This window comes from Enterobacter sp. PL_is379 (assembly GCF_055817355.1).
Genome location: NZ_JBVPGT010000016.1, coordinates 12,422 through 25,181, shown reverse-complemented (window position 1 = coordinate 25,181; position 12,760 = coordinate 12,422). Strand labels below are relative to the sequence as shown.

The window sequence follows — 12,760 nt, the reverse complement described above, 5'->3', positions numbered from 1 at the left end:
TATGGGTTAAGAGGTTGGTCAAGTGGATCTAACCACAACTCACCAGATTCAATGGTGCTCGATCCTGATAACAACCGGTTCATCATTTCGTTACCGAACAACTCGAAGGGAGATGCATGCTTTCAGGCCATTGTAAACTGCACCTCTAACTAAGCTGTCAATCCGGTGTGTGGGGTAAGCTGGGTGCAGACGAGAAAGTCACCACCTACAGCTCAACTTTTCCTAACAATAAGATAGACATGGGGCAGCATTCGATGTGCGCTTTAAGTTACGTTCGAGTGATCAAAATTGGCTATGATGATGATACTTCAAGCTGCGAGGTAACAAAGTCGGGCAGCAACTGGTTACTGCAAAGCACTCCCCAACATTACTCAAATTATCGTTGCGATGCAGTTTGCCTCAACTAGAAATAACAATTCTTCGGAACATCCGGCCTGGTAGTAGAAGTCGCTATCGGTGGCTTCTACTACCTAAGGCGTCAAGGCCGGATTTGACAGAGAAGGAGTAGAGCCTTTGGGAGAAGTTAAGACACTCCAATTGCCCGCCATTCCACGTCCTGCTTAGCTGAGAAGCCCTTATTTTTTACGCAGATTTGAAATTGGCTTACGTTGAGCTTTGTTGCATAAGCGCTTGATATCTCACCACCACTCGTATTCCGGTTATTTACTATGCTGACGTTGATGGCAAAAACAGTCCTCATAGGTCTTGGATAATTGACAGTCACGCATGAATCATCCGGAATCTGGTAGACCGTGCCAAACTCTTCCATGTGGGAACCATAGTCGATTATTCCTTCACCAATATTTACCGAGGAGCCAGAAGACTTCCACACACCGGATTGACAGAAAAGTGCGCCACCAGAAGCATCACGCGCTTGAAGACCGATTTGCGGACAGGCTGTGCCGGCAACTTCCACTTTTTGGTGTAAGGAATACTCGCCGATCGTGAGTCTACCTTCAGAGGTCAATGCACCACCACGAATCTCCCCCCCAGTAAACACGTTTTTATTATTAAGGCTACGCATCCAGTCGTCATCGGACATATACCATCCACCGCCATGGGTAGCGTTCATCCAGCCTTTGGAGTTCTGAGTAATTAGCCAACCATCGTTAGAACGAATATCTGAGCCAGTTGTTATACCCTGAGAGAAAACACCATTTTTGGCATTAATATTTTCTGAGAACGTCCCATTTTTGGCAGTTACCCCTTCACTGAAATTGCCATTTTTTGCAGTGACGTTTTCAGTGAAAGCACCTGTTTTCGCATTGACCGTTGCGACGTTGTTTAAATTATTATTGTTCATATCTATCGCTGTGTGCATGCGATTGAGTTCAGGCCGGCTAGCTAATGCATAACGATAAAGACGATCGCTTTCCTGATCGTCAGCTCCGAGAACATCGGAGGAAAGCCAAACGGCCAGGCGCCCTGATTCACCAGTCAAACCATAACTTGATAAGTTCATTTTCCAGGAGCCATATGCCCCTTCGGCCTGATTAGTAGTCTGTATATAACCACCGGCGCCATTAATCGACTGAGCGATATATCGCAGGCCCTTATAAGATATTGGCTGACCTCCCTGTGTGAGGACAAAACCAACCAGTTTTGTATTGTCAGAAGGATTGCGAACAATCGCGACCTGAAAAGTTTGAGCACTGGTGTTAGTTAGCGTAAACCCCTGCGGCAAATAACCTGCCTGCTGCAGCTGCGCGCCGGTAAGTTTTACGCTTCCACCCGCGCCAACCTGATTTTGTAGTGTTTCTCGGTTGTCACGGATGTAGCTCTTTGCGGCAGCGGTTACAGCATCCATATGGCGCGCCTCAACAGACCATTCGAGCTCGGTTAAATACTGGCTGTACCTGCTCATGCCGTATATTCCGGCAATCATGACGATAACCAGCGCAATAGCAATCTCAATGCTCACCATGCCACGGTGAATTTTCTTCTTCATATGATTATGTCCAGTGTGGTGAACGCCGGGATAACGGCGAACAGGCAGAGAAACGGGCCAAATGGCAGGTAACGTTGCTTGGTCATGGCGCCAGTACAAATTGCTGCTAATAACGCGATTAGCGTGACGGCAAGTACATCGAATGCCGGGTACCAGCAAACGAGCGCTGTGATTAACCAAACATCCCCCTTGCCAAATACCTCATCTTTTTGGAAGTAATTCGCCGACAGGCGAACCAGCTCCAGGGGAATAAAAATGAAACTGATTTCTGCCAGCAATTGGGCGGGGTGACGCTCTGGCAGTACCCATATCGAAAACATAACGCCAGTTATGGCCAGTGATGCGGTAAAGCGAAATGGAAGCCAGAAACGCGCCAGATCCAGAGCGGCAAGCACGAGGCACCAGGCTCCAACAAGAAGTCCTCTGATGATTTGTACCGGCTCCATAAACCCGGCCAAACCAACCGCAATCAGCACAACGCACAGAATGAGCCAGACCTTAAGCAGCTCATGGTGCAATTGATTTTCCGGTTCACTTTCACTATCCATTCGCTCTATGTACGATTCGGATATGTGCAGTAATTTTTTGCCCGCGGGATAAATCATCGGCAGAGCAAAAAGATACAGTGCTGTCAGGCTCATTCAGGGATGCCCCGCCAGCTGGATGTTATAGCGCCGGTAAATCTTTCTGGCATAATTTAGCCGTTTCGTTTCCTGCTCGTTATTCTCAGAAAAACCCGCGTTGTAAGAGCCGAGGCAGGACCAGTTCACACCGCATTTCTGCAAATGTGTCGCCAGTATCCAGGCTCCGATCTGAACATTCAGGCAGGGATTATTCAGGAGGTCATCCTTTGATTTTATAATCCCCATGCCCATTAATTTGGGGATGTGGTTTGAATTGACCTGCATAACGCCATAATCGTAGCTCACCGCTTTTCCGGACTTATTTCGGTTGGTATTGATAATTGTGGGGTTCATTCCACTTTCCTGCTGCGCGATGGCCATCAATAACCGTGGGTCAATTTGGTATCGGGCTCCAGCCTCCTTAAAGCAAAAAGCTGCAGCAGAAATCGAAAAGGAGCCAGCAACCAACAGGGCCAGCAGTCCAGTAATAACTTTCATCGGATGCCTCCTTGAACGGGCAGGAGTGACCTGCCCGGGTTAGGTTGATTAGGTCATGCTGGTAAATTTCAGGGTGTTAGTACCTGCTGAACCGTTATCTTTCGTGCACTGGCTTCCTGCAGTAGCAGAGCTGACGGTGCCTACCGTCTTACTTCCGTTAACGGTAGTTTCACCATATGAAGAAGACATTTGTGAAGCCATGACGGTGCAGGCTGCCAAAGGCACTTTATCGTACGTCAGAGTGAACCCCGTTTTACCACCGCTGGAGGCAGTTGGCTCGACGGTGACTGCGCCGCCCCAGACGTTGATTAGAGTTGCTGTACCACTTGAGGCATCACCTACTACCGACATCGATTTTGGTACGCCGTCATACTTGATTAACAAGCCAGTCATATCCGCGGCGCCGTTGAAGCTATAAATGCCCCCGGTTTTAAGCAATGTTCGTGTATTAACGGTAATTTGCTGCGCGTTGGCCATTTCCGTAGACGTTTCATTTTTACTGAAAAGACTGCTGGCATTAAGAAAGATGGTCACGGCCGCAATTGCGAGTACGGCCAGAATAATGACCATCTCGATACTCAGTACGCCACGATGAACCCGTGTGGCAGGTAAAGTGCATTGTTTACTCATTGGTATTTCCTTGTTGAAGAGACAGGTCTAGCGACCAGCGATGAACCGGGCGCTCCAGACTGGGGCTCCCGAGGGTTTGAAAAAAATGGATATGAAATTATCTGCCTATTTGATCTGCCAGGTCATTCAGTTGCTGGATAACGAATAGCAGCATGCCCATATATGCACCGATCAGACAAAAACAGGCGAGAGATAAGCGGACAACTCTCCGCTTCATGGAGACTATGGTGTTCTTCAACATATACATGGCATATCGCTCAATCAGTATTTGACTGTTATCGCTGTTCTGCCCTGCAGTCAGAAGCACCAGTTTGTTAATTGTTTCAAGTGATGGAAAATTGTACCCGGCGTTGCGCATGGCCAGCCCCAGGTGGTCGCCGGCGTTTACCCGCCGTCGTATGGCGTTAAGCCTCTCCAGCATGTACGGAGAAGCGTGGGTTGCAAGTTTATTTAAGGCATCGAGAGTTTTGATGTTGGCGCCGAGTAGCGCAGCCACATTCAGTAAAAAAACGACGCCCTGAAAGTCCCGGTACAATGACCAGGGGATCAGGTGATCCAAAATGCGCCGCGGGCGTCCCCCTACGTTTGGCAGAGACCAGACCGTCCAGCCACAAAATAACAGGAAAAACAGTCCCAGCCAGATACCCTGTTTGGCCACAACATCAGCACTAATCCCGAGCCACCACATTGCACCGCTCCAGTCTTCCCGGGGAAACATACGGGACAGTGGAGGCAAAAAGTAATCGTGGATCATCTTCAGCAGGCCAGTCACCACCGCCAGCTGAACAAATGGGTACGCCAGGACATTGAAGACACTCGACTTCATTTCAGCGATCCCGCGAACCACCGTCGAGGCTCGCTCCAGCGCCAGGGGAAGGTTACCGTCCTGCAGACCCGAACTGATTATTGCGCATTCGCCCCGGGGAACCCATTCCGCCAGAGCCTGATCAAGAGCGAGGCCATTGTTAAGGCTTGAAAGAATATCTTCGAGCCAGACCGAAGCACGCGCTGCCGCAGGCCCGCCGCTTAATGCAGTGGATAGCATATTTTCCAGAGCCACATTCAGCCGCTGATTATTGCCAAGCAGAAAGGCAAGCTCCTCATAAAGCTTGAGTCGATCACCGGTTGAGAACGTTTTTCGGTAAATCCAGCGGTTACAGGTTTTACGCAACTCATTGGCATTACTTATCAACGTGCTTGAAGACAGAGCTGAAAGTCCGCTCATTAAGGAGTCGATTTTATACTTCATCTTGTGCTCCCTCTGTCAGAAGCCGCCGATCTTCATCAAGAGGGCAAATACGCTGCGCCGCCCTGGGGTCTACCAGCCCCTGATTAACGAGTTGCAGAACGTGCGCATTCCGGGTTATGCCCCCCATTTTTTTTATCCAGTATTCGCGCGCGGCCAGTTTTCCGCGTTCACGGAAACAAAGCATAAACTGCGCATCAGGATGTATCACTTCGGCCACCACACGGCGAGCTACAATACCTTCTTCACAACATTTGCATCCGGCTTGATTCCTGAAGCGCGTAGTGCCGATATCACAGGTTTCAGATATCAGCTGTTGCTGGCTTTCGCTCAAATCCTTAACCACATCTTCCCAGCTCAAACAGCAATGCTCACAGAGCACCTGAACCAGCCTCTGACTGACCAGCCCAATAAACAGCTGAGGATCAGTAAGTAATTCAGGCCTGATTTCAAGCGTCAGCAGTCGTTCAAGGATGTTGAAGGGATTGTTGGCATGTAATGTTGTCATAACCAGATGGCCGGTCATGGCGTTTGTTACACAGGACTGTGCTGAGAAAGCGTCCCTCATTTCACCGACCAGAATTGCATCGGGATCAATACGGAGGGTGTTTGCAAGATAAAGACGCCATGCGCGCAGAACGTCTTCCGGGTTATTTTTGTTGGCAATAATAGGGCACTGCACGGCACCTTTTATCCGTCCCTCCGGGGGATCTTCATACGTTACCAGATTCTGAGCGTAGTCATGGAAACTCAGATACATGTTGGCCAGTGTGCGAAGTGTTGCACTTTTCCCGGACCCTGTAGGCCCGCTCATTATGACCATCCCTTCTGGAGTGGCTAACATTTTCTTGAGTAGTTTCTGCTGTTCGGGCAGAAAACCCAGCTTGCTTAACGTTGGTGGATTTTCGCTGTCGTCAGGAATCAGGCGCATTACGGCATGAATCCCGTGAACCGTCGGAGTATGTGAATAGCGTGCGCCAAATAAATTCAGGCCTTCGAGATATTTCGCTTCAATGCGCCCGTCCTGAGGACGGTTGCTATTGAACTGAGATTCCGTCACATCACACATAGACAGAATTATGGTCGAGGCGAGAGTTAATCCCTCTTGTTTAGGGACTGTATTTACTCGAATAAGACTGCCATGTATACGCAAATTTATAAACGCAAGCCCCTCTTCACCAATAGCAATATGAATATCCGATGCCTTTCGATTTACAGCGAGCCTAAACAATTCTACGACCTTTTTTTGCGAGTCGGTCAATTGTAGGTCGCTTTGAAGTTTGTCACCTTTGTTCAGCGCATGAATTTCATTGAGCGGCAGAAACCTTAAAACGGTCTCTTTGTTTTTATCTGTAATTTTCCTTACGAAAGCCTGGATTTGAACATCGTTACGATCGTTCTCTGAAATAAATAAAGAAGGCGATTCACCTTCCTTTAAATGGATACGAGTCGCAATCTGATTTGGAATATGAATATCCTCGCTCTGAACGAACGGAAGAGCTACCTCTGTCATGGCTTTACTCCGTAAAAGATGGAGAAATTATTTTTCCTGCATCAGTTTTCAGTTGAACACCCTGGGAACTTATTTTTGCTACTGTATAAACAGACCCGGGAAGCCGTTGACCGTTCCTTGCCTCCACTACAGTACCATCTGGCATGAGCATTCTGCAGGTCAGCTGGCCACCACTGCCGGCAATTTCTAATATTCGGGGAACGCTTTCAGACCGCTCAATCCGTGCCTGTTCTGTAACCTTCTCTGCTGAGGCTGCCGCGCTTAATACGGGAACTGGTGCATCAAGCCCATTCCCGTTTGTTTGCCAGTTGAGTATTGCTTTCGCACGATTTGCTCGAGCCTCATAAAGCACTGTCTCAGCCTGTATTCTTTCAAGTTCACTAATAGTCAGATTCTGAACTGGCGTAGCTGAAGGCGTTGAGACTACTTTCCCGGTTTCGCCTTCCGCTGCGCTTGCGCAAAAGCCAATGCTCTGAATCATCAGAGCGGTAAGCATATATTTAGCGAGTCGCATAGAGTGTTCCTTCCAGGATGTAATGCAGCCTGGCGTTGCTTAAAGTCATTGTAATTGCATTTAAACGAATTCCTGATTTATCTAAGTCAGGACCAAATAGATTTTCAGGGGGGATGTCGGTATCGAGCTGAAATGAATAAGTACGCCAGGGTAAATCGACAAGGTTACCGTCAACAATTACGTTACCTTTATTGTCTTCCCTCAAAACCAGTTTCGCCTGTATTTGTTGGGCGTAATTTGTTAAGCGCTGTGTGATTTCATCACCGTCTCCAATATGTTCCTGAGCAGAACTTCGAATAGCAGCGATTAGCGGTTTTTTTACCCCACCGGTATCGGCCTCACCGGGAATATTAAAAAATGGTTTTAGATCGGGATAAAAGTACGCCAGACGCTGACGAAATGGTGCCAGCGTGCCGCCTTCGGGTTTACGCCAGGCTAATCTGACGAATAAGCCGTTTTCATCCTTGCCGCACATCGCAGCCTTAAATGGCCATCCCGCCATGCTCAACTGAACGTTCCAGCCTTCACTGCAGGTCTGTATAAAAGCCTTTGCGTCAGGTACGTTTTCCCAGGGCTTTGGAGGATCTTTCTTAACCAGCCGCTGGGCGTTCTCTATAGCAAGTCGCTTTATCTCCAGGTCTTTCAGCTCCTGGTTATGCTGCCAGACTGTATATCCGTACCATCCTGCGATGGCCAGTAAAAGAGTAAGTGACCAGATAGCTACTGGACGCCGTGTGGATATCGGTTTGAGGCGAAAGACACGCTCACGAGTGAGGGAAGCCAGTAACTGACTGATATCCCCTTTCGGGGCGCTCAGGCCAGGCATAAACCCTACCGGGCAAAATGCGACTGTGGTTGCTTCAGCGCCGGTATAGCTAAGATAACGTTCAACCGCCTTTCTGATTTCTTCGAGGCCGCCGGTAATATCAGACAGGAGGGATAGAGAACCGCCAGTCGTGGCCACAAAATAATAGCCGCCGTCTTCGAGCTCAAAGACCGCCCACGCATTTTCACCTAATAACGGGAGTAAGGTTGGTGCCAGGGCATAAGTGTTGCCAGACTGACGTGGCGTTAGTCCCGTGAGGCTGAGGTTGGCCGTTCCAATAAGGACACCAGAGGGCTGAACAAACGAAATGAAATGATCTGCATCTTCTTTTCGCGCGAGGCGCCGGTGATCCAGTTTTCGGTTTGCCTCAGCCACTTTCCAGAGCAAACCAGCGACCCAAATGTTACGGCCGGAATGGATAATAGTGTTGTGCTGCATTGTTTACCCCAGCAGAGTCGGCGTAATGACGATCACGAGTATCGTGTCTCCTTTCTCAGCGTTATAACCACCGCCAAGTCCAAAGAAGCCTGGAGAACCTACCCCCTGCTTATTTGCAGTGTTGTTAGCCTGCAGATAACCACTGAGCAGTAATGCCTGACCAGATTTCAGGATGACGTTCTGAGCGAAGTTATGCATTTTCGTCTTTGGCAGCTTCAATGTTACGTCCCCGACTTTTTCTGGCTGCATTTCCGGGTCGTCGCTCATGGATATGGAATACTGGAGTTCCATACGATCTGATGCCGGCATGATGTACGGCAGCATGGTCATGTTAAAGCCGGTGGAGATGGTTGCTTTCTCTACAGACGTGCTTGAGCCAACGTTCGCGGTATTTTCGGTACTGACGCGACTGATGTAATCCTGTTGTGTAATGACCTGTACACGGACAGGGTTGAGGTTCGTTGTCGCGCTGGTATTTTGTGTGACAACTGAAACGTTGGCCTGCTGAGAAAGGGCATGAATAAAGGCGTTTGAGTTAGCAAATTTTCCATCAAGAATGGATAACCCGCCGGTCATCGCCGTGTTGGCCACTCCGGACATCGCATTACCCAGTGACAGGCCAACGCTACCAGAGCGGAAAACGGCATCCCAGTCGATACCCAGCTGATCCTGCCTTTTCTTGGTTACCGACCACACTTTCACGCTCAGCACAACCTGGCGGGTGAGTTCAGTATTACGTCCTTCAATATAACGCTGTACTGCAGTGAGAACCCGCGGAGTGTCAGTTACGGTTAGCATCCCGCCAGCTATGGACATTCTTCCCGTTTCTGGCGTCAGCATCGACTTAACTGTTGCTTCAAGCTCCTTATAGCGGTTTGTGTTCATATCAGTCGTGGTTGTCTGAGAAGTATTTCCCTCCCCAGAAGAGCCCTCCCCGGACGATGACGTTGTGCCGTACACTGATTTGGATGAGAACGAGTTCTGTGAATCCTGGAACGTTATGGGAAACGAGCGGGTGTCCAGGTAGAAAATAGCGATTCTGCCCTGCTCATAGCGCCAGGAAAGCCCTAAACGAGTCGTAACGTGATCCAGCAGTCCGGAAAGTGCGCCCTGCCAGTGAACGCCTTTCAGAACATCCGTGCCGGTTACTGCCTTAGGCAATGTAGTTGCACCCATCTGATTAAGCGGAATCATTCCCGTTGCATCAGGTGCAGGCACTGGCGCCGGTATTGGGCCTGATATCTTTTCCGTCGCTCCTCCGGACATTGCAGCCGAGCGAGCATCTGGCGTAATGACTACCGGAACCCGGCAAGTACGGGTGATAAACGCGCTTACATCGGCGAGGCTGATCTCTCCCGGACGCATGAGAGTGACAGAGCATCCAGGGAGTAACTCCTGACCACCTTTTGAATTTAGTGGGACCGGATTTATCCATTGAGTTGAGATCTCGCTTACTGGCTGTGTGCCGGGCGGGACGGACATCTTGCGGCTGGCCGTATCAAAATCGGCTGCAGCTGTATTTTGCGTTTCGTCGATTCGCTGAAGGTTAGAGCAACCAGCCAGCAGCCCGAGGGCGGCAAAAGCAATTGCCACCCGGGTCATGGAGTGTTGTTTCATGAGGATTTCTCGTCGTGTCGGAAGCCAGGAGAACCTGGAGGAAAAGGACTTTAGTTGAGGTAAACGATATAGTCGTCTGGAATTTGTGATGGTACGGAGACCTGCATATCGAGACCGCTTAGGTCAACCAGCCGGCGGGATTTCACTGTTCCGATGAAAGCCGACTGAGACGAGGCTGTGGCCAGCGCGCGAAGTAGTCCGTGCTGGTTTGGTTGATAGACCCATAAACGGCCGCTCTGAATGATATTTTTTACGCCAGGGGGCGTGAATCCCAGCTGCGCATCCGGAACCGAACCATCGCTAATTGGGTGTTGGTAAAGGTAGTCAACAAGTGAGTTCAGATACCGCATGGTATCTGTTGCCTGCTGGTTAATAGTGCCCTGAGTATAAGCTGCCTCTGAAGTCGCGTTATCACGCTGTAGGGAGCCAGATGCAAGCAGTAATAAGGATGTGAATATCGCCAAAATCAGGTAGCCCATCTGGCCTCCTTAACGCACAGTTTTATCATCCACCACCGGCTTATCATCAACCTTAAGCACGCACTGGGCTGTATTAGTACCGGCATAAAGAGGTACTGAGGCTTTCAGATAAAGCGTGAATACCTGATTAAGCGCGTCCCGCCATGTACCGCTGAACTGCAGTGGCGCATCGATACGATAGTTCGTGGTTGTTACCCATGCTACGGTCCATTTTTTCCCAGGATTAGCCTCACAGGTTGTTTCTGCAGCCCAGGTGAAAATGGCGTCTTTAAGGGTTGTACCTGTCTCTGCGCGCCAGATTTTCCTGGTCGGCGGAGGGGGTGGTAAAGATGCCTTTTGGGTACTGGCCTTTTGTGTGGTTAACAGAGAAGCTTTGGATTTATCCGGATCGGCAGGTTTGGCCGGTGTAGCCGGCGTGGACAGTAATTTAGGTTGTGCCCACGGATTAGACACCACAGGTTTTGTTTCTTGCTGAGTATCGGCCAAATCTACCAGAACCTGGCGAGAGGCCCATTGAATGGTCACCTGGAGTTTATTTTCGCGCGCGAGTTTGCTTAACGTATGTGGCCATTGATCGCCCGCACTCCAGCTAACCAGAGTTTTGAAGCCCGATTTTAAACGAGCAGACTTCACCGTTGTCCAGCCTGAGGGGATGATTACTCCCAGGGCATTATCCAGAGATTGTTTGTTCCCTGCCTTTGACACCAGGCCCGGAAGGCTGCTGGCCTCCCCGGTGAAACTGACATTGGGGATTTTGGCCGGTTGAGAGTTAGCAATAACTGGTTTAGGAAGCAGGCTATTTGGCGCCGGTAGGCTTTTAACTGAAGGCGTAAGCTGTGCTTTCTGTACCGCAACTGGCTGACTCGTTTTTAATGGCTGGAAATTTAGGCCACTTGCAAGCGCGAGGCTTTTTTGTTCGATTTGGATTTTTACCAGCTGAGCGCCCAGCAGCTGATCGACAAGACTCAAGGCATCAGGCTGGCTACTGACGTGAGTGGTCTGGCACGCAGTCAGGCAAAGGGGAATTAAACAGGTAATGGGCTTATTCATAATTTTTGTCCTGTGACGCGCCGGCCTGGAGCTGATTTGGGTTTCTCAAAGTTGGCCAGGATCTGTTTGGTAAGATCTTCCCGGTTTACAGCACCCGTTACGCACATATCAATAAGCGCATTAAGAACATCACTGACGGTAATAGGCTGCCGTTGTTTATATCCAAGATCGACAGCTACGCCATTTAATTCATCTTTGCGTTCTGGTGTAACGCGGTGCATTAGGTATTTATTTTTCATGATGGGCCTAAAGATGAGCCTTCATAAGAAGGTCTGTTTAGAAATAAAAGGGGGGCGTTGAAATAAAAGAGGCCAGCATAAGCTGGCCAAGAGTAGCAAGGGTACTAAAGGGCATTAGTGAAAGTGTTTTTGTAGTTTTTCATTTGCTGCCTGGCAGTATACGCAGAGTTGAGTTCCCGGAACCAGTTCCCGTCGGGTCTCTGGTATTTCAGCATCACAGCGCTGGCAATGAGTTGCAGATGGCATAATCGGTTTAGCGCGACGAGATTCAATTTTTAGATTTAATAAAAATTCTTCTTCATCCTGAAGATGATCAATTATATCCATTAACGTTCCTCCTTTGCTCAGCCAGGCTTTCAGCAAATGCCACGAACATCGCCGTACGTAACGGCTCCTCGTCGATCTCAACAATCTCTCTGATTTTGCTGTAGAGGCTGCTTTGGACCTTTTGAGGATTGTTCATGCGTCGTCTGGTTTTTTTGGGTGGTCTCTTTGGACGGGTTTTTGTCGATGAAGACGTCAGGCGGTATCTGTCGAGTTCATCTGTACAAAAAGGAAGGTCCATCAGGCTTTCAATAACATGAGGCGGCAAGCTTTTTATTTCATTTCCGTAGCGTACAAATTTACTAACACCGGGACATTCCGTTTCGATTTTAGCCGGATGAATTATCTCAGGGTCGAACGCAACAAATATGTAGCCATTAAACAATGGCTCAACACTCATTCTAAAACTGTTACAGTCTTTGCGTTCCCGATAGGTACGTAACATAGGACAAAAGAAATTGATGTTTTTTCTGTCGAGGCTTAATTGCGCCTTGTACAAATTTCCCTTGCCCGGTTGGTAGCAAAGCAGATACCACGCTTCCATGATAAGTGTCTCGCATTAGAGGTATGGATTATTTTGCAAGCTCCGCCATTTCTTGACCGTGGGATAAGTGGCCAAGAAAGAAAGGCGTTCACAATGAACATTACCTTACTGATATTTGTACCTGCAGTTTGATTAGAAGAGGCGTGCTCACTCTTCCCCGAAGGAACAAAGTTCAGTAAAGCCAGACTGGTTGGTTGCCTTTATGGCTCAGTCATATTGTGTTGCTTTATAACCTCAATATTTAACGCTGTAAACATCCTGCAAAACAGCG

Annotated in this window: 14 protein-coding genes; all 14 read right to left on the bottom strand. The window is 48.9% G+C overall.

Annotation, left to right across the window (positions count from 1 at the left end):
• Positions 1–523: 523 nt before the first annotated feature.
• Positions 524–1,948, bottom strand: a complete 1,425-nt coding sequence (gene pilV, locus AC0TOY_RS00870; protein WP_196106696.1) for a shufflon system plasmid conjugative transfer pilus tip adhesin PilV — start codon at positions 1,946–1,948, stop codon at positions 524–526.
• Entirely contained in the window at positions 1,945–2,589 is a 645-nt protein-coding gene (locus AC0TOY_RS00865; protein ID WP_196106695.1) for a prepilin peptidase, read from the bottom strand. The genes pilV and AC0TOY_RS00865 overlap by 4 nt, the downstream gene beginning before the upstream one ends.
• Positions 2,590–3,069, bottom strand: a complete 480-nt coding sequence (locus tag AC0TOY_RS00860) for a lytic transglycosylase domain-containing protein (protein ID WP_196106694.1) — start codon at positions 3,067–3,069, stop codon at positions 2,590–2,592.
• 48 nt (positions 3,070–3,117) lie between these two features.
• Positions 3,118–3,699, bottom strand: a complete 582-nt coding sequence (locus tag AC0TOY_RS00855) for a type 4 pilus major pilin (protein WP_043135452.1) — start codon at positions 3,697–3,699, stop codon at positions 3,118–3,120.
• Positions 3,700–3,796: 97 nt separating this feature from the next.
• Complete coding sequence (locus AC0TOY_RS00850; RefSeq protein ID WP_248083237.1) at positions 3,797–4,948, bottom strand: type II secretion system F family protein; 1,152 nt, start codon at positions 4,946–4,948, stop codon at positions 3,797–3,799.
• Positions 4,938–6,458, bottom strand: coding sequence for a GspE/PulE family protein (locus tag AC0TOY_RS00845; protein ID WP_196106693.1), 1,521 nt, complete (start codon positions 6,456–6,458; stop codon positions 4,938–4,940). The genes AC0TOY_RS00850 and AC0TOY_RS00845 overlap by 11 nt, the downstream gene beginning before the upstream one ends.
• A 4-nt stretch (positions 6,459–6,462) precedes the next feature.
• Positions 6,463–6,972 (bottom strand): type IV pilus biogenesis protein PilP, encoded by a 510-nt coding sequence (gene pilP / locus AC0TOY_RS00840; protein ID WP_196106692.1) that lies wholly within the window; start codon positions 6,970–6,972, stop codon positions 6,463–6,465.
• The gene (gene pilO2, locus AC0TOY_RS00835; RefSeq protein ID WP_196106691.1) at positions 6,959–8,236 is read right to left on the bottom strand and encodes a type 4b pilus protein PilO2; all 1,278 of its coding nucleotides are present in this window, start codon (positions 8,234–8,236) and stop codon (positions 6,959–6,961) included. Before pilO2 ends, pilP begins: the two co-directional genes overlap by 14 nt.
• Positions 8,237–8,239: 3 nt before the next feature.
• Entirely contained in the window at positions 8,240–9,853 is a 1,614-nt protein-coding gene (pilN, locus tag AC0TOY_RS00830) for a PilN family type IVB pilus formation outer membrane protein (protein ID WP_248083239.1), read from the bottom strand.
• A gap of 50 nt (positions 9,854–9,903) precedes the next feature.
• Positions 9,904–10,332, bottom strand: coding sequence for a type IV pilus biogenesis protein PilM (pilM, locus tag AC0TOY_RS00825; protein ID WP_196106690.1), 429 nt, complete (start codon positions 10,330–10,332; stop codon positions 9,904–9,906).
• A gap of 9 nt (positions 10,333–10,341) precedes the next feature.
• On the bottom strand, positions 10,342–11,382 hold the full coding sequence (locus tag AC0TOY_RS00820) for a TcpQ domain-containing protein (protein ID WP_248083240.1): 1,041 nt from the start codon (positions 11,380–11,382) through the stop codon (positions 10,342–10,344).
• Positions 11,379–11,621 carry a hypothetical protein gene (locus AC0TOY_RS00815; protein ID WP_052977953.1) on the bottom strand — a complete coding sequence of 81 codons (243 nt, stop codon included), beginning with the start codon at positions 11,619–11,621 and terminating at the stop codon, positions 11,379–11,381. The genes AC0TOY_RS00820 and AC0TOY_RS00815 overlap by 4 nt, the downstream gene beginning before the upstream one ends.
• 114 nt (positions 11,622–11,735) lie before the next feature.
• Positions 11,736–11,948, bottom strand: coding sequence for a TraR/DksA C4-type zinc finger protein (locus AC0TOY_RS00810; RefSeq protein ID WP_196106688.1), 213 nt, complete (start codon positions 11,946–11,948; stop codon positions 11,736–11,738).
• Positions 11,935–12,489: a transcription termination/antitermination NusG family protein gene (locus AC0TOY_RS00805; protein ID WP_192984836.1), complete on the bottom strand. Its 555-nt coding sequence runs from the start codon at positions 12,487–12,489 to the stop codon at positions 11,935–11,937. Before AC0TOY_RS00805 ends, AC0TOY_RS00810 begins: the two co-directional genes overlap by 14 nt.
• Positions 12,490–12,760 lie beyond the last annotated feature (271 nt).